Below are 22,834 nucleotides of genomic sequence, written 5' to 3'. Positions count from 1 at the left end.
GGGCGCTGCCGCCCCGGGCACTCCGCGCGGCGGGCCGCCGGCCGACGGGCCCGCTACTGCTTCGCCGTCCACTTCTCCCAGGACATGTTCCAGCCGTTGAGACCGTTGTCCGGCTCGATGGTCTCGTCCTGCGAGTTCTCGACCTCGACCACGTCGCCGACCATGGAGTGGCTGAAGAACCAGGCGCCCGGCGTCCCGTTGGCGCCGCCGCCGCGCAGGTCGAACAGGCCCACACAGCCGTGGCTGCTGTTGACCTTGCCGAACTGGTACTTGGCCATCCAGTAGTTGCCGTGGATGAAGGTGCCCGAGGTGCTCAGCCGCATCGCGTGCGGGACGTCCTTGATGTCGTACTCGCCGCCGAACCCCACGGTGTCCCCGTTCATCCGGGTGACCTCGTGCTTCTCGCTGATGACCATCACACCGTTGTAGGTGGGGTTGGCCGGGCGCCCGGAGCTGATGGGGAAGGTCTTGATCTTCTCGCCGTCGCGGGTCACGGTCATCGTCTTCTTCTTCGCGTCCACCACGCTGACCTGCTGCCTGCCGACGGTGAACCGCACGGTCTTGCGCTGCGTCCCGTAGACGCCCTCGGCGCCCTCGACGCCGCTGAGGTTGAGGTCGACGGCGACCTTCGTCCCGGCCTTCCAGTACTTCTCGGGCCGGAAGTCGAGGCGCTGGTTGCCGAACCAGTGGCCCGCCACCTCGACCTCAGGGTCCGCGGAGACGGATATCGCCTTCTCCACGGCCTCCCGGTGGGCGACGGGACGGTTGAAGTTGATGGAGAACGGCATCCCGGCGCCGACCTTGTCGCCGTTCTCCGGCGTGAAGTAGCCCACGAAGGTGTTCTGCGGCACGAACGTGGTGAACGCGGCGTGCTTGGCCGCGGCACGTCCCTCGGAGTCCTCGGCCACGGCGTCCACCGTGTACTTGGTACCGGCCGCCAGGTGGGTGGCGGGGCGCCAGACCGTGCCGCCGTCGGCGAGTTTCCCCTCGATCTTCGCGCCCTTGGCGTCCTTGACCGTCACCTTCGTCAGCTTGCCCTTGGCAGCCCGGACCTGAAGGACACCCGAGGTCTTCACGTCGTCGGCGCCGTCCTTCGGGGCGACGGTCAGCACGGCCCGGGAGGGACCCTTGGCGGGCTTGTCCCGGTCGTCGTCCCCGCTGTTCGCGCGGGCGCCGGTGCCGCCACCGCCGCCGCAGGTGGTCAACGTGAGCAGCAGCACCACGAGCAGTACCACGAAGCCGACGGCTGAGCCTCCGATGACCCGGGCACGGCTGTCCCCCCGGATCGCCTTCCACGTGAACTTGTCCCCGGCCACGGTCTTCAGATCCAAGACGGCCCCATCCCTCGTCCTCACACGGCTTCGCGCACCCGTGTGCGCCCCCGAAAACGCGACATCGCGCCGCCCGGCCGTGAACGGCACATGAACGGCGGCGCGCATCCGCATTGTTAGATAACCACACCGCAATGACGGCGAACCGCACTCCGTGGTCACCATTCGGTCGCGTTTTTGGGAAGGCCCGGAGGAGAGAGAGCGCCCGTGCACCGGCGCCGGGACGCCACGCCCACCGGGCAGGCCGGCGCACCGCCGGGGTCGCCCGCAGCCCCGCAGCACCACGGGCTCGCGGGGCTACGGGACCGGGGCTGCGCAGGCCCGCCGCGAACGGGACGAAGCGGACCGGAGGGGGCGGGATGCACGGCAGGGAGGCGGGGCGCTTCCCCGGCCGCGGTCAGTTCAGGGCCGAACCCCCGACCCAGGTCGCCCAGGGCATGTTCCAGCCGCCCAGCCCGTTGTCCGCCGCAACGGTCCGGTCGTGCGAACCGCGCACGGTGACCAGGTCACCGATCAGCGAGCGGTGGAAGAACCGCCCGGCGGGCGACTTGTCGTCCCCGCCGCGCTCGTCCTCCAGGCCGACGCAGCCGTGACTGGTGTTCTTCTTGCCGAACGTCCGTTCGGAGGCCCAGTAGTTGCCGTGCAGAAAGGTGCCGCTGCGGGTGAGCCGCATCGCGTGCGGCACGTCCTTGATGTCGTACTCGCCGCCGAACCCCACGGTGTCCCCGTTCATCCGGGTCTCCTGGAACTTCTCGCTGATGACCATGCGGCCGTTGTAGGTCGGGGTCTTCTTCGTGCCCGCCGTGATGTCCAGCCGGTCGACCCGGCGGCCGCCCTGCCGCACGGTCAGGGTGCCGCGGCCCACGTCCACGACGCTGCGCTGGTCGCGGCCGATGGTGAACGTCACCTGCTTGCGCTGCGTCCCGTAGACCCCGGGCGCCCCGCGCACATCGCGCAGCCGCAGATCGAGGGTCACCTCCGTACCGGGCTGCCAGTAGGTGCGGGGCCGGAAGTCGAGCCTGTTGCGGCCGAACCAGTGGGGGGCGATCTCCACGCGGGGAGTGGAGGTGACGTCGATGGCGCGCTCGACTGCCGCCCGGTCGGCGATGGGCCGGCTGAATTCCAGCGAGACGATCATCGCGGTACCGACGGTCTGGCCGTCCTCGGGACGGAAGTAGCCCACGAAGCGGTGCGGCGGAACCCGGGTGGAGAAGGTGGCGTGCCGGATCACCCGGTCGCCCTCGCCGTCGACGGCCACCACGTCCACCTCGTAGGTGCCGGCCAACTCCAGCACCGTGCCCTTGCCGTGCCCGGCTCCGCGCCCGGAGGCGTTCTCCTCGGAGGCGGGCAGCGGGCGCCAGCTCCGCCGGTCGGCGGAGAACCGGCCCGCGATGGCGCGCCCGGCGTCCTTGCCCTTGTGCTGCATCCGGACGCTGCGCAGCTTCCCCTCGGCGACCGAGACCTCCACCCGGGCGTCGGTGGGCACATCGCTGGCACCGTCCTCGGGCGTCACCCGGATGGCGCCCCCCGGCGGCTTGGAGTCGTCCACGACGGCGCATCCGGCAGGTGCGGTGCACAGCAGCGCGAGCACCACGACGGCCAGCACAGCGCGCACCGTCCGGCGCATGCCACCCGCGTGGTACAGCAGTGCCCGGACTCGCCGTGCCGTCGTGCCCCGTCCCATGCCGTCCCCGCTCCTGTGCGTCGCCTGCTGTCGAGGGCGTTCAGCCGCCTCACCCGGACGAACGGACCAACGAAGCGCGTGCGGGAGGGACACCGGGCTCACACGAGTGAACGAGGAATCCCCGCGGCGGCCGAGCCGCCCCGGAGCACGACACAGCCGCGGGCGCCGTGCGAAATCCGTTCGCTCCGGACCGCACCCTTGGCCACACTGGCTGGACGTGACCCCTTCCGGTGCCGCGACGGCCGCTCTGCGTTCCCGCAACTTCGCTCTGTTCTTCACCGGCCGGGCCGTCGCCAAGCTCGGTGACGCGATGCTGCCCATCGCGCTGTCCGCCGGGCTGATCCAGCACGGCCACGGGCCCGGCGCGATCGGGGTGGCGCTGGCCTCGCTGACGGTGTTCCTGGCGGGCTTCGTCATCTTCGGCGGCGTCTTCTGCGACCGGTTCGACACCCGGAGGCTGATGATCGGCTCGGATCTGGTGCGGGTGGTCACCCAGGCCGGCATGTCGGCGCTCTTCCTGAGCGGGCACGTGGTGCTGTGGCAGGTGTGCGCGATCGGGGCCGTCAACGGCATCTGCGCGGGCCTGTTCCAGCCGGGGGTCGCCAGCACCGTCCCCCGGGTGGCCGACGACGTGCAGGGCGCCAACGGGCTGATCCGCACGGCGGAGTCCCTGGCCATGCTGCTGGGCCCGGCCCTCGCCGGTGCGCTGGTGGGCGGCTTCTCCCCGGGCGGGGTGTTCGCCGCGCACGCCGGGACCTATCTGCTCAGCGCGGTGTGCCTGGCGCTGCTGCGGCTGCCGGCCGCCCGGACCCGCCCCGTCCAGCGCACCCGCTACCGTGCCGATCTGGCCGAGGGCTGGCGCGAGTTCCGGGCCCGCACCTGGATGTGGAGCGTCATCCTCATCTGGATGGTCTACATGGTCACCGTCTCCGGGCCGCTGGTGCCGCTGACCGCCGCCGAGATCATCCCGTCGGACGGGCCGGGGGTCTTCGGGCTGGTCAACTCGGCGCTGGGCGGCGGCACCGCGCTGGGCGGGCTGCTGGCGCTGCGCTTCCGGCCCGAACGGCAGCTGCGTGCCGGGGCGTTCGCACTGCTCGGGTGCTGCTGCTACCCCGCCGCCGTCGGCATGGGCCTGCCGCCCGCCGCCATGATGGCGGCCGCGGCCGTCTGGGGCGTGGGCGGCGGCGTGTGGAGCGTGATGTGGGCGACCAGTGTGCAGACCCAGGTTCCCGGTCGGATCCTCAACCGCATCCACGCCTACGAGGTGGCCGGCTCGCTCGCCATGATGCCCGCGGGTCAGGCGCTGGCGGGCCCGGCGGCACAACTGCTCGGGGCCCGGATGGTGCTGCTGGCGGGCGGCGTGATCATGATCGGGATCAGTGCGGCACTGCTGTCGGTCCCGGCCGTCCGCACGCTGCGCGCGGTGCCCCGCCGGGCTCCGGCCCGCGGGGAGCCGTCCGCGGAGCGCGGCGCGGCGACCCACGACGTCGACGCCTGAGCCCGCTCCCGCGCGGAGCACCGGCGGCGCCCGGTGCGTTCCGGTGCCGGCCGGGCACCGGGACGGCGCGGTGGGGGCGGTGGGGGCGGCGGAGCGCGGTAGCGCGCGGTGGGCGGGCGCAGGACGGCGGAAGCGCTTCTGCCAGTTGTCCGCTATGCGGGCACGGGTTTCGTATCAACGAACAGAATCTGGCCAACCTCTGATCAGACGTCGATGCGCCGATGACATGTCCATGCTGAGAGTGGCAGGCTCACGAGCACGTCACACGGGATGCGTACAGCAGCACGAACCCCGTCCGTACTTTCGCGTGGCGCACCGCAGTTCAGTTCTGCCCGGACGGTTGATCAGTCATGCCGTCCGGCCCCCACGGCAGAAGGAGTCACTGACGTGAGATTCACCTCCAAGCAGCGGATATCCGCCCTCGCCGCCACGGCGGCCCTGGTCGCGGCAGGAGTCACCGCCGGAACCGCCGGAGCGGCCCCGGCCGCCGAGACCACCGCGAACGGCGCGCTGCCCGCGCAGCTGACCGCGAGCCAGCACACCGAGCTGGTCAAGACGGCGGACAGCGAGGCGGCGAAGTCCGCCGACGCCCGCGCACTGGGTCTCGGTTCCAAGGAGAAGCTCCACGTCAAGGATGTCGTCAAGAACAAGGACGGCTCCACACACGTCCGTTACGAGCGCACCTACGACGGGCTGCCCGTCCTCGGCGGCGACCTCGTGGTGCACAAATCCGCCTCCGGCAAGCGCACCGGCGCCTCCAAGGCCACCCGCGCGAAGATCGCGGTGAAGACGTCGGCCCCCACCGCGCACAAGCCCGTCACGGCCGAGGCCAAGGGCAGCAAGGCGCCCCGGAAGATCGTCTGGGCGGGCGCGGGCGAGCCGGTACTCGCCTGGGAGACCGTCGTCGGCGGCGTGCAGAAGTCCGGGGCGCCCAACCAGCTCCACGTGATCACGGACGCGAAGACCGGCAAGAAGCTCTTCGAGTTCCAGGGCATCAAGGAGGGCACCGGCAACAGCCAGTACAGCGGCAAGGTCGAGATCGGCACCTCGGGCTCGTCCGGCTCGTTCACGATGAAGGACGACGCGCGCGGCGGCAACCGCACCTCCGACCTCAACGGCGGCCAGAGCGGCGAGGGCACGCTCTTCACCGACGACGACGACGTCTGGGGCGACGGCACCGCCGACGACCGGGCCACCGCGGGCGTGGACGCGCACTACGGCGCCGGGCAGACCTGGGACTACTACAAGCAGGTGCACGGCCGCGAGGGCATCGCGGGCGACGGCAAGGGCGCCCTCAGCCGGGTCCACTACGGCGACAACTATGTCAACGCCTTCTGGGACGACTCCTGCTTCTGCATGACCTACGGCGACGGCCAGGGCAACAAGAACCCGCTGACCTCGCTGGACGTCGCGGCGCACGAGATGTCGCACGGGGTCACCTCGACCACGGCCGACCTGGTCTACGCGGGCGAGTCGGGCGGCCTGAACGAGGCCACCTCCGACATCTTCGCCGCCGCGGTCGAGTTCCACGCCGACAGCCCGGACGACGTGCCGGACTACCTCGTGGGCGAGAAGATCGACATCAACGGCGACGGCACCCCGCTGCGCTACATGGACGAGCCCAGCAAGGACGGCAGCTCGCTGGACTACTGGAGCCCCGAGGCCGGGGACGTGGACGTCCACTACTCCTCCGGCATCGCCAACCACTTCTTCTTCCTGCTGTCCGTGGGCAGCGGGGAGCGCGAGGTGAACGGCGTGCAGTACAACTCTCCGACCAAGAACGGCGAGAAGCTGGACGGGATCGGCATCGAGAAGGCCGAGCAGATCTGGTTCAAGGCGCTGACCGAGCAGATGACGTCGACGACGGACTACGCGGACGCGCGCAAGGCGACAGTGCAGTCGGCCACCGACCTCTACGGTGCGGACAGCGCCGAGGTCGAGGCGGTCGAGGCCGCCTGGACCGGGGTGAACGTGACCGGTAGCTGACCTGCGGCGGCGCCGCCCGCGGGGCTTCGCCCCGCCCCCGCCGGGATGCGGCGGAGGTGGTGCCCACGCCGGCATGACAACGGCTCCCAGGACCTGTCGAGGTCCTGGGAGCCGTTGCCGTTCCGCGAGCACGCGGATGCGGGTCGGTACCGGCGCACCGCGCGGGCGCTCCGTGGCCGCCGGGAGGGTCCGGGTGGCGACCGCCGGCGCACCACACCCACGCGGGGGCGAAGTCGTTGAACAGCTCGCGCTTCGCATCCGGACCGTGTGCCGCTCAGTTGAGCGGACCCCAATCCTGCCGGTACGCGCCGCGTGCGCCGAACAGCCCGATCACTGGGGCAGGGAGGGCGGCGTGCGGCTCCTGCGGGGGAGGTGAGTCCTCCGGCCGGCCCGCGCCCGCACCCTGCGACCGTCCTCACCGACCGGAGGGTCACCCACACATGAGCGTCAACGAGCCCGTCCCCGACACCTTCGAGGACACCCCCGCCCGGGACCGCGATCCCGACTGGTTCAAGCGCGCCGTCTTCTACGAGGTGCTCGTCCGCTCCTTCCAGGACAGCGACGGCGACGGCATCGGGGATCTGCGAGGGCTCACCGCGAAGCTGGACTACCTCCAATGGCTCGGCGTGGACTGCCTGTGGCTGCCGCCGTTCTTCGAGTCCCCGCTCAAGGACGGCGGCTACGACGTCTCCGACTACACCTCCGTGCTCCCCGAGTTCGGCGACCTCGCGGACTTCGTGGAGTTCGTGGACGCCGCGCACCAGCGCGGCATGCGCGTGATCATCGACTTCGTCATGAACCACACCAGCGACCAGCACCCGTGGTTCCAGGAGTCCCGGCGCGACCCGGAAGGGGCGTGGGGCGACTACTACATCTGGGCCGACGACGACAAGCAGTTCCAGGACGCACGCGTCATCTTCGTCGACACCGAGGTGTCCAACTGGACCTTCGACCCGGTGCGCAGGCAGTACTTCTGGCACCGCTTCTTCTCCCACCAGCCGGATCTCAACTACGACAACCCGCTGGTCCAGGACGAGATGATCTCCGCCCTGCGGTTCTGGCTGGACCTGGGCATCGACGGCTTCCGGCTGGACGCGGTCCCCTACCTGTACGCCGAGGAGGGCACCAGCTGCGAGAACCTTCCGCAGTCGCACGCCTTCCTCAAACGGGTCCGCCGGATGGTCGACGCCCACTACCCCGACACCGTGCTGCTGGCCGAGGCCAACCAGTGGCCGGAGGACGTCGTCGACTACTTCGGCGACTACGCGACGGGCGGCGACGAGTGCCACATGGCCTTCCACTTCCCGGTCATGCCGCGCATCTTCATGGCCGTGCGCCGCGAGTCGCGCTACCCCGTCTCCGAGATCCTCGCCAAGACGCCCGCGATCCCCTCCCGCTGCCAGTGGGGCGTCTTCCTGCGCAACCACGACGAGCTGACCCTGGAGATGGTCACCGACGAGGAACGCGACTACATGTACGCGGAGTACGCCAAGGACCCGCGGATGCGGGCCAACATCGGCATCCGCCGCCGGCTGGCGCCGCTGCTGGACAACGACCGCAAGCAGATCGAACTGTTCACCGCGCTGCTGCTGTCGCTGCCCGGCTCGCCCATCCTCTACTACGGCGACGAGATCGGCATGGGCGACAACATCTGGCTCGGCGACCGGGACGCCGTCCGCACTCCGATGCAGTGGACGCCCGACCGCAACGCCGGGTTCTCCTCCTGCGATCCGGGGCGGCTGTTCCTGCCGACCGTCATGGACCCGGTGCACGGCTACCAGGCCACCAACGTCGAGGCCGCCATGAGCTCGCCGAGTTCGCTGCTGCACTGGACCCGGCGGGTGATCGAGGTGCGCAAGCAGAACCCCGCCTTCGGGCTGGGGTCCTACCAGGAGCTCTCCTCCTCCAACCCGTGCGTCCTGGCCTTCCTGCGGGAGCTGGCGCTCCCCGGCGGCGGTGACGACCTGGTGATGTGCGTGCACAATTTCTCGCGGTTCCCGCAGCCGACCGAGCTGGATCTGCGGGAGTGGCAGGGGCGGGTCCCCGTGGAACTGATCGGCGGCGTCCGCTTCCCCGCCATCGTCGGCCTGCCCTATCTGCTGACGCTCGCGGGGCACGGCTTCTACTGGTTCCGGCTGCGCAGGACCTGATCCGGTACCCGGACCGCGCCGACCGCCCGCGCCCGCCGGGGCCCGGAGCGGGCGGGACGCCGCCGCCCCCGCTCCGGCGGCTGCGGGGCGGGGGCGGGGCGAGGCGGCCTCGGGAGGCCGGGCGGACCGGGGCCGGGCGGAGCCGGGCGGCGTCCGGATCAGCTCTTGGTGGCCGCGGCGGCGCGCTCCTGCGGCGGGACCTGCTCGGCCGCGCTCTCCTCCGGCCGGTCCGGGGCGGGCTCGTGGGCGGCCTCCAGGGTCCGCTCGTCGAAGGGCAGCGCACCGCGCAGCACCTCGCCGACGCGCTCCCGGTCGATCTCCTTGGTCCAGGTGCCGACCAGCACGGTGGCCACGGCGTTCCCGGCGAAGTTGGTCAGCGCGCGGGCCTCGCTCATGAACCGGTCGATGCCGACGATCAGGCCGACGCCGTCCACCAGTTCGGGACGGTGCGACTGGAGGCCGCCGGCCAGGGTGGCCAGCCCGGCGCCGGTGACCCCGGCGGCGCCCTTGGACGCGACGAACATGAAGATCAGCAGCGAGATCTGCTCGCCGATGCCGAGCGGGTTGCCCATGGCCTCGGCGACGAAGATCGAGGCCATGGTCAGGTAGATCATGGTGCCGTCGAGGTTGAAGGAGTAGCCGGTGGGCACGGTGATGCCCACGACGGGTCGGCTGACGCCCAGGTGCTCCATCTTCGCGATCAGCCGGGGCAGTGCCGACTCGGACGAGGAGGTGGACAGGATCAGCAGGAACTCCCGCCCCAGGTACTTCAGCAGCTTGAAGATGTTCACGCCGGTGAACACCCGCAGGATCGTCCCGAGCACGGCGAAGACGAACACGAAGCAGGTCAGATAGAAGCCGATCATGATGACGGCGAGGGACTTCAGCGCGTCCACCCCCGTCTCGCCGACCACTGCCGCCATCGCACCGAAGGCGCCGACCGGGGCCACCCACATGATCATCGCCAGCACCCGGAAGACGACCTTCTGCAGGTGCCCGATACCGCGCAGCACCGGCTCCCCCGCCGAGCCCATGGCCTGCAGCGCGAAGCCGACCAGCAGCGCGATGAGCAGGGTCTGCAGCACCTCGCCACCGGTGAAGGCGGAGACCATGGTGGTGGGGATCATGCCGAGCAGGAAGTCGGTCAGGCCCTCACCGCCCTCGGCCTGCGAGGCGCCCGCGTCCCGGGCCGCGTCGGTGAGCTGCAGCCCGTGGCCCGGCTCCAGGACGTTGCCGACGACCAGCCCGATCGCCAGCGCGACCAGCGACATCACCAGGAAGTAGCCGAGTGCCAGGCCGCCGACCGCGCCGACCTTGGCCGCCTTGCGGACCGAGCCGATGCCGAGCACGATCGTGCAGAAGATGATCGGGGAGATCATCATCTTGATGAGATTGACGAACCCCGTGCCGAGCGGTTTCAGCTCGGTGGCCACACCAGGTGCCGTCAGTCCCAGCACCACGCCCAGCACCACGGCGCCGATCACCGCGATGTACAGGTAATGGGTGCGGTCCCGCTTGGGCCCCGGCTGCTGCGGGGTGTCCGGCGCAGCACCCGCTGCGGCCTGCTGCGGTGTCTTCTTCGACACGTCGGCGGCTCCTCGTCCATGGGTCACGTCACGATGTCTCCGCCACAACGCCCTGGTGGACGCTCGATTGCGAATTCCGATCGTGTTGAGTCCCGGCGACTATGCAACACGGTGCGATGTGCGTCACCCTTACGTGCATTACGTGCACGAAACAAGCCACGGCAGACTGAGACGATGCGCGTCCCCCGACCCCGCTTCCCCCTGCGGTCCCGCCCGCGCAGCCTGGCCGGACAGCTCTTCGCCATGCAGGTGGTGCTGGTCGCCCTGGTGGTCGCCGGATGCGCGGTGTTCGCGTACGTTTCCGGAAAGTCACAGGCCAGGGAGGCGGCGACGCACCGCGCCCGGGCCACGACCCAGGCCGTGGCCGATTCCCCCTCCGTACGGGCGGCCATCGGCTCCACCGATCCCAGCGCGCGTCTGCAGCCCTACGCGGAGCAGGTGCGCCGGGACACCGGCGTCAGCTTTGTGACGATCATGGATCCGGACGGCAAACGCTGGACGCACCCCGACCCCGACCGGATCGGCGAGCAGTTCGTCGGCCACATCGGGCCCGCGCTGCGGGGCCACACCTTCGACGAGACCTACACCGGCACGCTGGGCCCGTCGGTACGCGTGGTGACTCCCGTCCGGGAAGCCGGGCACGGCGGGCGGGAGGGCCGGATCATCGGCCTGGTCAGCGCCGGGATCACCATCGACACCATCAGCAGGCAGGTCGGCGAGCAGCTCACCGCGGTGCTCGCGGTGGCGGGCGGGGCCCTGGGGCTGGGCGCCGTCGGCACGTATCTGACCAACGCCCGGCTGCGCCGCCACACCCACGGGATGAACGCGGTCGAACTCAGCCGGCTGCACGACTACCACCAGGCGACACTGCACGCGGTGCGCGAGGGACTGCTGCTGCTCGACGGGGAGGGGCGGGTCGCGCTCGTCAACGACGGTGCCCGCCTGCTGCTGGGCCGGGACGGACCCCGGGACCTGGTGGGCCGGACCGTCGCCGACCTCGGGCTGCCCGCCGAGCTGACCGAGGCACTGCTGGCCGAGGAGCCGCGCCGGGACGAGGTCCATCTGACCGGCGAGCGGGTCGTGGTCGTCAACACCGCGCCGGTGGACGGCGGGGAGCACCGGGGCACGGTGGTGACCCTGCGCGACCACACCGAGCTGCGGGCGCTGGCCGGTGAGCTGGACTCGGTGCGCGGCTTCGCCGAGGCGCTGCGCTCACAGGCCCACGAGGCCGCGAACCGGCTGCACACCGTCGTCTCCCTGATCGAACTGGGCCGGGTGACGGAGGCCGTGCGCTTCGCGACCGAGGAACTGGAGCTGGCGCAGGCGCTGACCGACCGGGTGGTGAGCGCGGTGCGGGAGCCGGTGCTGGCCGCGCTGCTGCTGGGCAAGGCCGCGCAGGCCAAGGAGCGCGGCGTCGAGCTGACCCTCGCGCCGGACTCCGGCGCCGAGGACGTGCCGGGCATCCCGGGCCGGGACCTGGTGACGGTACTGGGCAATCTGATCGACAACGCGGTGGAGGCAGTCGCGGCCCCGCCCGCCGGCCGGGTGCCGGGCCCGGCCGGTGAGGAGCGGGCCCCGGACAGCCCGCGGGTGACGGTCACGGTCCGGTGCGACCGCTCCGGCGTCCTGCTGCTGCGCGTGGCCGACACCGGACCCGGCCTGCCGCCCGGGGCCGGGGACCGGCTCTTCGAGCGGAACTGGTCCACCAAACCCGGCCGGGGCGGCGGCATCGGCCTGGCCCTGGTGCGGCAGACCGCACGCCGGCACGGGGGCGAGGTACAGGCCCGCGATCTCCCCGGCGCGGGCGCCGAGTTCGAGGTGCGGCTGCCGCTTCCGCGGGAGGCAGGAGCTCAGGAGGTACTGCGATGACACTCCGTGTCCTGGTCGTCGAGGACGATCCCGTGGCGGCTGACGCGCACGCCCTGTACGTCAGCCGGGTGCCGGGCTTCGAGGTGGCCGGGAAGGCGCACTCCCGGGCCGAGGCGCTCCGCGCCCTGGAGGACGCAGCGGGCCGGGGCGGCGGCGTCGATCTGATCCTGCTCGATCTGTATCTGCCCGACGGCAGCGGGCTGGACCTGCTGCGTGCCCTGCGTGCGGCGGGGCACTCGGAGGACGTCTTCGCCGTGACGTCGGCCCGCGATCTGACGATGATCCGGGAGGGGGTCGCGCTCGGAGTCGTCCAGCATGTGCTGAAGCCGTTCACGTTCCGGACGCTCAGCGACCGGCTGCTGCGCTACGCGGACTTCCGTGCCACGGCCGAGGCCGGGGGCGAGGCGGTCAGTCAGGACGAGGTGGACCGGACGCTGTCGGTGCTGCGGGCCGCTCCCACCGCCTCGGCGCTGCCGAAGGGGCTGAGCTCCCCGACGCTGGCGCGGGTGACGGACCGGCTGCGGGAGGCGGCCCGGGAGGGGCTGACGGCGAGTGAGGCGGCGGCGGCGCTCGGCGTGAACCGGATCACCGCACGCCGCTATCTCGAACACCTCGTCACCACCGGCTCCGCGGAGCGGCGGCAGCGGTACGGGCAGGTGGGGCGCCCCGAGCACCACTATCTGTGGCGCGGGGGCCCGGCGTCCGGCGGGCCCTAGGGTCCCGCCCCGTGTGGGTCCCGTCGGCGGAACGCCGCGCTGCGGGGCGGGGGGCCGGGGCCCGTGCCGCCCGGCGGCCGGCCGAGGCGGGCCGCCGGGCGGTGGTGCGGGCTGTCCGTCAACCGTCCGAACGAACGGTCCGGGGCTGCACGGGGGACAGCCCCGGTGGATCAGCTCTGCGAGGAGCGGCGCTTGCGCGCGAAGGCGACGAGGCCCCCGCCTGCGATGACCACGGCGGCCGCGATGCCTGCGATCATCGGGGTGTTGCTGGAGGAACCCGTCTCGGCAAGGTCGTCACCGCCGCCCTGCGGCTTCTCCGCCGGGGCGCTGGAGCTGGACTCGGGCGCGCTCGGCTCCGGCTTCTCGCTGGGGCTCTGCGAGGGGCTGGGAGAGGAGGGCGGGGTGGACTCCGACTCGCTGGGCGTCGGGGTGGGCGTCGGCTTGTCGCAGACCGGGGACGTCTTGGTCTCCGGGCCCCACGAGAACCGGTCGCCGTCCGAGGCCACGACCTGAGCGGTGACCTTCAGCGGCTCGCCGTGCTCGGGCAGGTCGACCTTCTTCTGGAAGCTGCGGCCGAAGGTCTCGCTGATCAGCGTCTCGCCACCGGCCTTGACGGTGACCTTGTTGTCCTTGGGCGCGTACATCTTCAGGTCGATCGAGACCGAGTCGCAGGTCACCGACCATGAAGGGGTGTGTGCCTGGGCGGGGGCGGCCGCTATCGCGGTACCGACGAACGCCGCGGCACCGGTCGCCGCGATGGCGACCGACCGCTGCCATCTGAGGCGCAGTGCTGTCATCGTTTTCCTTCCGGTAGGACCGTCGTACGAGATGCACGCACGACGGGTGACAGCACGGTACTCGCATCCTCAACCCGGAGCACACGCGCCCCGGAATATCCAAGTGTTCCCGTCCGTGGTCCAGTTCGCCGGGTCCCGGTCCCGACGGCGAGACCGCAGGTCGCAGCGGGGATGGCGGGCGCCGCGGGAAGAAGGTTGCGATTGGGTGAAGTTGGACATCCGCTTCCGGTCGCGTGCCCCCGGCGGCGGGCGGCCGCGATCCTCAGCAGGGCCCCGGCACCGCCGAAGCCGGGGGGACCGTACCGGCGGAGTCGACCACGGCCCGCACGAACGCCCGCTGCAACACGCTGCCGTGGCCGCCCTGCGTCACCACGGCCAGCTCCGACAGCGGCAGTCCGTCGACCGGTACGAAGACGAGGTCCGCACGGGCGTGTGTCTCGGCCGTGGGGCGGCACAGCAGCAGGCCCCCGCGCCCCGCGGCGGCGTTGGCCAGCCCCTCCTGGAGAGTGGTCACCGCCGGGCCCCGGGCGATGGGGCGACCGCCCGGTGTGCACGGCGGGGCCTGATGGTCGCGCCAGTAGCCGGGGGCGGGCGGCGCGGCGGCGATGAGCCGGCAGTCCACGAGATCGTCGGCACTCAGCGCGGACCGGGCGGCGAAAGGGTGGCCGGAGGAGACGGCGAGTGTCCACGGCTGTGCCCCGAATCCGGGCCCCACCACCAGACCGGACTCCGCGACCGGCAGCAGCACCACGGCGGCGTCCACCTCACCGCGCCGCAGCGGTCCGAACGGATCCGCCATGGTGATCTCCACGACGACGGTCTCCACCTGGGGATGGCGGGCGTGGAAGAGGCCGAGGGCCGCCGTGGTGCGATGGTCGGCGCTGCCCAGGAACCCCAGCCGCAGCCGCCCGGTCACGCTCCGGGCCGCGGCACGTGCCTCGTCCACGGCTTCTCCCAGCAATCCGTAGGCGGGCCGCAGCCGTTCGAGGAACCGGGAACCGAGCTCCGTCAGCGCCACCCGGCGGCTGGTGCGCTCCACCAGCCGCGCCCCGATCCGGTTCTCCAGCGCGCGCAGCAGTTGGCTGACCCTGCTCTGCGACACATACAGCCGCTCCCCGGCGCGCCCGAAGTGGAGTTCCTCGGCGAGGACGAGAAAGCACTCCAGCTCCCGCATCTCCAGCGACCGGATCCGGGTACCGCCACCGCTGTCCAACTCCGCCTCCCGCACTCCGCTCCGCGCGCCCGCCCGCCGCCGTGTCGACGAGCCCTCCGCCCCGCTCGGGGAGGAGCGATGAGCCCCGCTCATGGAAGGATGAGAAGTCCGCCGTTGTTCCCGGGCGGCCGGGCGCGAAGTCTTGAACCATGACTGAGACCCCCACCTGCACGGATCCCCCAGGACACGACCCCGGCGGAAGAGAGCGCACGCCGCTGCGGGCGTGGCTCGGCGTCGCCTCGCTCACGTCCGTCACCTTCGCGGTCACCGCGTCCGAGATGCTGCCCGTCGGGCTGCTCACCCCGGTCAGCGGGAGCCTCGCTGTCTCGGAGGGCTCGGCGGGGCTGACCGTCTCCCTCACCGGCGTCGTCGCGGCCCTCGCCGCGCCCCTCGTCCCACCCGCCGCGGGCCGGCTCGACCGCCGTACCGTGCTGGCGGCGCTGGCGCTGCTGCTGGCCGCCGCCAACACCCTCTCGGCGGCGGCGCCCTCCCTCGCCGTGCTGCTGTTCGCCCGCGTCCTGGTGGGTGTCGCGCTCGGCGGCGTATGGGCGCTGGCGGCCACCCTGCCGGTACGGCTGGTGCCGCAGCGCTCGCTGAGCACGGCGCTGGCAGCCGTCTTCGGCGGCATCGGTCTGGCCAGTGTGCTGGCGGTGCCCGCGGGCACCATGCTGGGCGAAGCGGTCGGCTGGCGGGCCGCGTTCGGCGCGGCGGCGGGGCTGTCGGCCGGGGTGGCGCCGGCCCTCGCGCTGCTGCTGCCCGCGCTGCCCGCCGACCGCCCGGTACGCCCCGGCACACTGCCGCGGCTGCTGCGGAATGCCCGGCTGCGCACCGGATTCGTCTTCCTCGCCCTGCTGGTGACCGGGCACTTCGCCGCCTACACCTATGTACGGCCGGTGCTGGAGCAGCTCTCCGGCGTCGCGCCCGCACTGGTCGGGGTGCTGCTGCTGGCGTACGGTGCGGCGGGCGTCGCCGGGAACTTCGTGGCGGGCGCCCGCGCGGCCCGGCGGCCCAGGAGCACGCTGCTGACGCTGGCAGGGGGCATCGCGGTGACGACCCTGCTGCTGGCCGCGGCGGGCCCGGCCACCGGAGCGGCCGTCGCGGCGCTGCTGCTGTGGGGGCTGGCCTACGGCGGGGTCTCGGTGAGCAGCCAGAGCTGGGTGCTGGCCGCGGCGCCGCTCGAACGCGAGGCGGCGGGTGCCCTGTTCGCCTCCGTCTTCAACGCCGCCATCGCGCTGGGCGCCTTCGTCGGCGGCCGCGTGGTGGACGCCGCACCGCTGCGCACGGTGCTGCTGGTGGGCGCCGCGCTGGCCGGCTGCGCGGCGGTGGTGCTGGCCTTCGTGCGGGCCCCGGCCGGCCGGCAACGGGTGGCGGTCGGCCCGCGCCCGGAGGCCGGGGGGAGCCGGGCGGCGGTGCGGACCGCGCCCAGCGCAGCGCACACCGGGGCCGCGGAACCGTCCGGGGAGCCGCACGGCCGGTGACCTGGCGCCGACACCGGCCGTGCGGGGGTGTCGGGGGACCGGGCGGTTCGAGCAGCGGTACGAGCCCGGTCGAGCCTCCCGGCTCCGGCGGCGGGCTGCCGGACTCGGCGAGGCTCCGCGCCGGCCCGGGCACTCGCGCCGCGCGGGAACGCGGCGCGCGACGGCTCAGAAGACCGCTTCGGTCTCGTCCATGCGGTCCTGCGGAACCCGCTTGAGCTCGGAGACCGCGTCGGCGAGCGGGGCCATCACGATCCGGGTGCCGCGCAGGGCTGTCATCCGGCCGAACTCTCCGCGGTGCGCCGCCTCGACGGCGTGCCAGCCGAAGCGGGTGGCGAGCACCCGGTCGTAGGCCGTGGGGGTGCCGCCACGCTGGATGTGGCCGAGGATGACGGGCCGTGCCTCCTTGCCGAGCCGGTGCTCCAGCTCGACCGCGAGCCGGTTGCCGATGCCGGTGAAGCGCTCGTGACCGTACTGGTCGATCACGCCCTTCTCGTACGGCATGGAGCCCTCGGCCGGGTGCGCGCCCTCGGCGACGCAGACGATGGCGAACTTCTTGTCCCGCGCGAACCGCTCCTCGACCATCTTGGCCAGGTCGTCGACCTCGAAGTTGCGCTCGGGGATGCAGATGGCGTGCGCGCCCGCCGCCATGCCCGCCTCCAGCGCGATCCAGCCCGCGTGCCGGCCCATGACCTCCACGACCATCACCCGCTGATGGGACTCGGCGGTGGTCTTGAGGCGGTCCATGGCCTCGGTGGCGACACCGACGGCGGTGTCGAAGCCGAAGGTGCGGTCGGTGGCGGAGATGTCGTTGTCGATGGTCTTGGGGACGCCGACGACCGGCAGCCCGATCTCGGCGAGCATCCGCGCGGCGGTCAGGGTGCCCTCGCCGCCGATCGGGATCAGCGCGTCCAGGCCGAGCCGGTCGATCAGCTCCTCGGAGTTGTTGCACGCCTCCCGCAGCCGGTCCCGCTCCAGCCGGGCCGAGCCGAGGATGGTGCCGCCGCGGGCGAGGATGCCGCTGACGGAGTTTATGTCCAGGGGCCGGTGGCGGCCCTCCAGCAGGCCCTTGAATCCGTCCTCGAATCCGATGACCTCGTCGCCGCGGTCGTGTACGGCGCGGTGCACGACGGATCGGATCACGGCGTTGAGACCGGGGCAGTCTCCGCCCGCGGTGAGCACTCCGATACGCATGGGGTTCGCTTCTCCTGCTCCGTAGATGCCCGCCGGGGAGGCAGGCCGCTTGGGGCACGGTCGGACCTCACTGTCCGGGGGTGCCGCTGGTCCCTGAGCCGGTGCGATTGTTTCACGTCTTGAAGGCGAGGGAAGGGGCCCCGCTCAGCATCCGGACCGCTGCGGGCACCCTCCGGCGGAGCCGCACCGGCCCCCCTCCTGGCGCGCGTGCTCACCAGAGGCACAGGTAGTGTCAAGGGTATAGCCCTACCCTTACGGGTGCTTTCCAGGCGGAACTGCTCAAGAGATCCCCGAGGCGCTCCCGACCGCGACCGGAGGAGACAGCGCGTGGCGCGCAGCGTGTACGTGACCGGCATCGGCCGCAGCGACGGCCGCCAGGTGGTCGAGCTGGGAGTCATGGAGCTCCTGACCCGCCAGGTGGACCGCGTCGGGGTGTTCCGGCCTCTGGTGCACGACGAGCCCGACGAGCTCTACGACCTGCTGCGCAGCCGCTACCGGCTCACCCAGCCCGCCTCCTCGGTCTTCGGCATGCGGTACGAGGAGGCGGCGGCGCTCCAGGCCGAGCAGGGCACGGACGAGCTGATCTCCCGCCTGGTGGACCGCTACCACCAGGTCTCCGACGCCTACGAGGCCGTCCTCGTGCTCGGCACCGACTTCGCCGACACCGGACTGCCCGCCGAACTCGCGCTCAACGCGCGGCTCGCGAACGAGTTCGGGGCCGCCGTGCTGCCGGTCGTCGCCGCCCGCGACCAGTCGCCCGAGGCCGTGGTCGCCGAGGTGCGCAACGCGCACGACGCCTACGCCTCACTGGGCGCCGACCTGATCGCCATGGTCGCCAACCGGGTGGCCGACCCCGAGGGTGCGGCAGCCGTGCGCGGACTGGCCGAGCGGCTGCCCGAGCCGGTCTTCGTGCTGCCGGAGGAGCCCGCGCTGGCCGCACCCACGGTGGCCCAGGTCAAGGAGGCGACGGCGGCGAAGGTCCTGCTCGGCGACCACGCCGGACTCTCCCGCGACGTCCGCAACCTGGTCTTCGGCGGCGCCCACCTGCCCGTCTTCCTGCCCGCGCTCACCGAGGGCTGCCTGGTGGTCACGCCCGGCGACCGCTCGGACCTGCTCATCGGGGCGCTGGCCGCGCACTCCGCCGGCTCCCCGGCCATCGCCGGTGTGCTGCTCACGCTGGACGAGCGCCCCGACGACCAGACCCTGGCGCTGGCCGCGCGGCTGGCGCCCGGCACGCCGGTGCTGGTGGTCCCGGAGGGGTCGATGCCGACCGCCGACGCGCTGCTGTCCCTGGAGGGCAAGCTGACCGCCGCCACCCCGCGGAAGGCCGAGATCGCGCTGGGGCTGTTCGAGACCCATGTGGACGCCGCCCAGCTCTCTGCGCAGCTCTCGGTGGAGCGCAGCGAGCGGGTCACGCCGATGATGTTCGAGCACGAGCTGGTGGAGCGCTCACGCGCGGCACGGCGGCACATCGTGCTGCCGGAGGGCACCGAGGAGCGGGTGCTGCGTGCGGCCGAGGTGCTGCTGCGGCGCAACATCTGTGACCTGACGCTGCTGGGCGACCCGGCGGTGATCCGCAAGCGCGCCGCCGAGCTGAGCATCGGCCTCGATCTGCCGGCCGGCGACGAGGTCCCCGCGGACCCGGTCGCAGGCCCGGGTGGCGCCACCGCGCGCATCGTCGATCCGCAGACCTCCCCGCTGCGGGAGCGCTTCGCCGAGGTGTACGCGGCGCTGCGCGCGCACAAGGGCGTCACCTACGAGCTGGCCCACGACGTGGTCTCCGACGCGTCCTACTTCGGCACGCTCATGGTCAACGAGGGGCTGGCCGACGGCATGGTCTCCGGTGCCGTGCACTCGACGGCGGCGACGGTCCGCCCGGCCTTCGAGATCATCCGCACCCGGCCGGACGCCTCGATCGTCTCCTCGGTGTTCTTCATGTGCCTGGCCGACCGGGTGCTGGTCTACGGGGACTGCGCCGTGGTGCCGGACCCGGGCGCCGAGCAGCTCGCCGACATCGCCATCCAGTCGGCGACCACCGCGGCCCGGTTCGGGGTGGAGCCGCGAGTCGCGATGCTCTCGTACTCGACGGGCACCTCCGGCTCGGGCGCCGACGTGGACAAGGTGCGGCGGGCCACCGAACTGGTCCGCGAGCGCCGCCCGGACCTCCTCACGGAGGGGCCGATCCAGTACGACGCGGCCGTGGAGCCCTCGGTGGCCGCCACCAAGCTGCCCGGCTCCGCGGTGGCGGGGCAGGCGACCGTGCTGGTCTTCCCCGATCTGAACACCGGCAACAACACCTACAAGGCCGTGCAGCGCTCGGCCGGGGCCATCGCCGTGGGCCCCGTGCTCCAGGGGCTGCGCAAGCCGGTCAACGACCTGAGCCGCGGCGCGCTGGTGCAGGACATCGTCAACACGGTCGCGATCACCGCGGTCCAGGCGCAGGACGCGTTCCCGCACGGCTCCGGCGGCTGAGCGTCGCACCCGTCCCCCCGTACCCGCACAGAGAGCACCCTGCCGTGAGCCCCACCCGGATCCTCGTCCTCAACTCCGGCTCGTCGTCGGTGAAGTACCAGCTGATCGACATGGCGGACCGCAGCCGGCTGGCCGCGGGCCTCGCCGAGCGGATCGGCGAGGAGACCTCGGCCGTCACCCACCAGCCGCTCGCCGCCGGGGGCGAGCGGCGCACCCGCGCGGGGAGGCTGGCCGATCACGGAGCGGCGCTGAAAGCCGTCGCCGAGGAGCTGGCCACCGACGGGCTCGGCCTGGACTCCCCCGAGCTGGCCGCGATCGGCCACCGGGTGGTGCACGGCGGGCTGCGGCTGACCGAGCCGACGGTGGTGGACGACGCGGTGCTCCAGGAGATCGAGCGGCTGGTCCCGGTGGCGCCGCTGCACAATCCGGCGAACCTCACCGGCATCCGCACCGCGCAGCGGCTGCGCCCCGATCTGCCGCAGGTCGCCGTCTTCGACACCGCGTTCCACTCCACGATGCCGGAGCACGCGGCCCGCTACGCCATCGACACGGAGACCGCCGACGCGCACCGGGTGCGCCGCTACGGCTTCCACGGCACCTCGCACGCCTATGTGTCGCGCAGGGCCGCCGAGCTGCTGGGCAAGGACCCGGGCGAGGTGAACCTGATCGTGCTGCACCTGGGCAACGGCGCATCGGCCTCCGCCGTGCGCGGCGGGCGGTGCGAGGACACCTCCATGGGACTGACCCCCTTGGAGGGGCTGGTGATGGGAACCCGGTCGGGGGACATCGACCCGGCAGTGGTCTTCCACCTCAAGCGGGTGGCCGGAATGGACGCGGACGCGGTGGACGAGCTGCTGAACAAGCGCAGCGGCCTGCTGGGGCTGTGCGGCGACAACGACATGCGGGAGATCCGCCGCCGGATCGAGGCGGGTGACCGGGCCGCGGCGCTGGCCTTCGACATCTACATCCACCGGCTGAAGAAGTACATCGGCGCCTACTACGCCGTGCTGGGCAGGGTCGACGCCGTGGTCTTCACCGCGGGCGTCGGCGAGAACGCCGCACCGGTGCGTGAGGCCGCCGTGGCGGGGCTGGCGGAGCTGGGGCTGGCCGTGGACGGCGAGCTGAACGCGGCGCGGGAGAAGGAGGCGCGGCTGATCTCACCCGCGTACGCGAGAGTGGCCGTGGCCGTGGTACCGACCGACGAGGAACTGGAGATCGCAGAGCAGACCTACGCGCTGGTCGCCCCGAGCCGGACGGCCCCGTCGCCCGGGGGCACCGCCCCCGAATCGTTCAGTACCTAAACAAAACGATAGGATCGCCACCATGCGCCGTTCCAAAATCGTCTGCACCCTGGGCCCCGCCGTCGACTCCTACGAACAGCTGAAGACGCTGATCGAGGCGGGTATGAACGTGGCCCGGTTCAACATGAGCCACGGCTCCCACGCCGAGCACGAGGAGCGGTACCACCGCACCCGCAAAGCCGCCGGGGAGACCGGCCGCGCCGTGGGTGTCCTCGCCGACCTCCAGGGCCCCAAGATCCGGCTGGAGACCTTCGCCGAGGGACCCGTCGAGCTGGTCCGCGGCGAGGAGTTCACCATCACGACCGAGGACGTGGCGGGCGACAAGAGCATCTGCGGCACCACCTACAAGGGGCTGCCCGGCGACGTCTCCAAGGGCGACCCGGTGCTGATCAACGACGGGAACGTCGCGCTCCAGGTCGTCGAGGTCGAGGGCCCCCGGGTCCGCACGATCGTCATCGAGGGCGGTGTCATCTCCGACCACAAGGGGATCAACCTCCCCGGCGCCGCGGTGAACGTGCCGGCGCTCAGCGAGAAGGACATCGAGGACCTGAAGTTCGCGCTCCGGATGGGCGCCGACATGATCGCCCTCTCGTTCGTGCGCAACGCCTCCGACGTGCGCGACGTGCACCGCGTGATGGACGAGGTGGGCCGCCGGGTCCCGGTGATCGCCAAGGTCGAGAAGCCGCAGGCGGTCGCCAACATGGAGGAGGTCGTGCTGGCCTTCGACGGCGTGATGGTGGCGCGCGGCGACCTGGCCGTGGAGTACCCGCTGGAGCAGGTCCCGATGGTGCAGAAGCGGCTGGTGGAGCTGTGCCGCCGCAACGCCAAGCCGGTGATCGTGGCGACCCAGATGATGGAGTCCATGATCACCAACTCCCGGCCCACCCGCGCGGAGGCCAGCGACGTCGCCAACGCGGTGCTGGACGGCGCCGACGCGGTGATGCTCTCGGCCGAGTCCTCGGTGGGCCAGTACCCCGTCGAGACAGTCAAGACCATGTCGAAGATCGTGCAGGCCGCCGAGGAGGAGCTGCTCGGCCGCGGGCTGCAGCCGCTGGTGCCCGGCAAGAAGCCGCGCACCCAGGGCGGTTCGGTCGCCCGCGCGGCGTGCGAGATGGCCGACTTCCTGGACGGCAAGGCCCTGGTGGCCTTCACCAAGTCCGGCGACACGGCCCGACGGCTGTCCCGCTACCGGGTCGGCCAGCCCATCCTCGCCTTCACCACGGAGGCGGCCACCGCCAACCAGCTGACGCTGAGCTGGGGTGTGGAGACGTTCGTGGTCAAGCACGTCGACCACACCGACGAGATGGTCGAGCTCGTCGACGCCGAACTGCTGCGGCTGCAGCGGTTCGAGACCGGCGACACGATGCTGATCACCGCGGGCTCCCCGCCCGGCGTCCCCGGCACCACCAACATGGTCCGCGTCCACCACCTGGGCACCGCCTGATCCGCTGACGGGATGCCCGCATCCGACGCCCCCGGGCGCCGGATGCGCAGGCGCCCGGCCGGACCGACGCGAAGTCCCGCACCCCGGGCAGGGTGCGGGACTTCGCGTGCGGGGCTCG

General features: G+C 72.3%; 15 protein-coding genes. 9 read left to right on the top strand and 6 right to left on the bottom strand.

Going from position 1 to position 22,834, the window contains the following annotated elements; genetic code table 11:
• Nucleotides 1–53: 53 nt before the first annotated feature.
• Nucleotides 54–1,331: an Ig-like domain-containing protein gene (locus ACFYMO_RS13640; protein WP_388546299.1), complete on the bottom strand. Its 1,278-nt coding sequence runs from the start codon at nucleotides 1,329–1,331 to the stop codon at nucleotides 54–56.
• A 397-nt stretch (nucleotides 1,332–1,728) separates the two neighbouring features.
• The gene (locus ACFYMO_RS13635; protein WP_388546576.1) at nucleotides 1,729–2,958 is read right to left on the bottom strand and encodes an Ig-like domain-containing protein; all 1,230 of its coding nucleotides are present in this window, start codon (nucleotides 2,956–2,958) and stop codon (nucleotides 1,729–1,731) included.
• A gap of 274 nt (nucleotides 2,959–3,232) precedes the next feature.
• Here ACFYMO_RS13635 and ACFYMO_RS13630 point away from each other — a divergent pair, with 274 nt between their 5' ends.
• The 3 genes from ACFYMO_RS13630 to treS all read left to right on the top strand — a co-directional run bounded on the left by ACFYMO_RS13630 (nucleotide 3,233) and on the right by treS (nucleotide 8,649).
• On the top strand, nucleotides 3,233–4,513 hold the full coding sequence (locus tag ACFYMO_RS13630) for an MFS transporter (protein WP_388546296.1): 1,281 nt from the start codon (nucleotides 3,233–3,235) through the stop codon (nucleotides 4,511–4,513).
• A gap of 387 nt (nucleotides 4,514–4,900) precedes the next feature.
• Entirely contained in the window at nucleotides 4,901–6,499 is a 1,599-nt protein-coding gene (locus ACFYMO_RS13625) for a M4 family metallopeptidase (protein WP_388546293.1), read from the top strand.
• A gap of 440 nt (nucleotides 6,500–6,939) precedes the next feature.
• On the top strand, nucleotides 6,940–8,649 hold the full coding sequence (treS, locus tag ACFYMO_RS13620; protein ID WP_366772879.1) for a maltose alpha-D-glucosyltransferase: 1,710 nt from the start codon (nucleotides 6,940–6,942) through the stop codon (nucleotides 8,647–8,649).
• A 158-nt stretch (nucleotides 8,650–8,807) separates the two neighbouring features.
• On the opposite strand, the gene ACFYMO_RS13615 is transcribed toward treS, so the two are convergent.
• Nucleotides 8,808–10,235, bottom strand: a complete 1,428-nt coding sequence (locus ACFYMO_RS13615; RefSeq protein ID WP_388546289.1) for a cation:dicarboxylate symporter family transporter — start codon at nucleotides 10,233–10,235, stop codon at nucleotides 8,808–8,810.
• A 174-nt stretch (nucleotides 10,236–10,409) separates the two neighbouring features.
• Between ACFYMO_RS13615 and ACFYMO_RS13610 the strand changes: the two genes are divergently transcribed.
• Nucleotides 10,410–12,104 (top strand): sensor histidine kinase, encoded by a 1,695-nt coding sequence (locus ACFYMO_RS13610; RefSeq protein ID WP_366772880.1) that lies wholly within the window; start codon nucleotides 10,410–10,412, stop codon nucleotides 12,102–12,104.
• On the top strand, nucleotides 12,101–12,820 hold the full coding sequence (locus tag ACFYMO_RS13605; protein WP_019354675.1) for a response regulator: 720 nt from the start codon (nucleotides 12,101–12,103) through the stop codon (nucleotides 12,818–12,820). Before ACFYMO_RS13610 ends, ACFYMO_RS13605 begins: the two co-directional genes overlap by 4 nt.
• A 170-nt stretch (nucleotides 12,821–12,990) precedes the next feature.
• Here the strand turns inward: ACFYMO_RS13605 and ACFYMO_RS13600 are convergent, their stop codons facing one another.
• Together ACFYMO_RS13600 and ACFYMO_RS13595 are read right to left on the bottom strand one after the other, a co-directional pair.
• Nucleotides 12,991–13,617 (bottom strand): Hsp20/alpha crystallin family protein, encoded by a 627-nt coding sequence (locus tag ACFYMO_RS13600; protein ID WP_366772882.1) that lies wholly within the window; start codon nucleotides 13,615–13,617, stop codon nucleotides 12,991–12,993.
• Nucleotides 13,618–13,879: 262 nt separating this feature from the next.
• Complete coding sequence (locus tag ACFYMO_RS13595; RefSeq protein ID WP_366772957.1) at nucleotides 13,880–14,791, bottom strand: LysR family transcriptional regulator; 912 nt, start codon at nucleotides 14,789–14,791, stop codon at nucleotides 13,880–13,882.
• 188 nt (nucleotides 14,792–14,979) lie between these two features.
• Here ACFYMO_RS13595 and ACFYMO_RS13590 point away from each other — a divergent pair, with 188 nt between their 5' ends.
• Nucleotides 14,980–16,308 carry an MFS transporter gene (locus ACFYMO_RS13590; RefSeq protein WP_366772883.1) on the top strand — a complete coding sequence of 443 codons (1,329 nt, stop codon included), beginning with the start codon at nucleotides 14,980–14,982 and terminating at the stop codon, nucleotides 16,306–16,308.
• A gap of 165 nt (nucleotides 16,309–16,473) precedes the next feature.
• On the opposite strand, the gene ACFYMO_RS13585 is transcribed toward ACFYMO_RS13590, so the two are convergent.
• The gene (locus ACFYMO_RS13585) at nucleotides 16,474–17,499 is read right to left on the bottom strand and encodes an ATP-dependent 6-phosphofructokinase (protein WP_019354671.1); all 1,026 of its coding nucleotides are present in this window, start codon (nucleotides 17,497–17,499) and stop codon (nucleotides 16,474–16,476) included.
• 327 nt (nucleotides 17,500–17,826) lie between these two features.
• Here ACFYMO_RS13585 and pta point away from each other — a divergent pair, with 327 nt between their 5' ends.
• Genes pta through pyk form a run of 3 tightly spaced genes read left to right on the top strand, consistent with a single transcriptional unit; the run spans nucleotide 17,827 to nucleotide 22,716 of the window.
• On the top strand, nucleotides 17,827–19,971 hold the full coding sequence (gene pta / locus ACFYMO_RS13580) for a phosphate acetyltransferase (protein WP_388546284.1): 2,145 nt from the start codon (nucleotides 17,827–17,829) through the stop codon (nucleotides 19,969–19,971).
• 44 nt (nucleotides 19,972–20,015) lie between these two features.
• On the top strand, nucleotides 20,016–21,272 hold the full coding sequence (locus ACFYMO_RS13575; RefSeq protein ID WP_366772885.1) for an acetate kinase: 1,257 nt from the start codon (nucleotides 20,016–20,018) through the stop codon (nucleotides 21,270–21,272).
• 22 nt (nucleotides 21,273–21,294) lie between these two features.
• The gene (gene pyk, locus ACFYMO_RS13570) at nucleotides 21,295–22,716 is read left to right on the top strand and encodes a pyruvate kinase (RefSeq protein WP_366772886.1); all 1,422 of its coding nucleotides are present in this window, start codon (nucleotides 21,295–21,297) and stop codon (nucleotides 22,714–22,716) included.
• Nucleotides 22,717–22,834: the final 118 nt, after the last annotated feature.

The sequence above is a fragment of the Streptomyces sp. NPDC007025 genome (genome assembly GCF_042869455.1).
Classification (GTDB): Bacteria; Actinomycetota; Actinomycetes; order Streptomycetales; family Streptomycetaceae; genus Streptomyces.
This window is presented reverse-complemented; position numbering and strand designations above follow the sequence as displayed.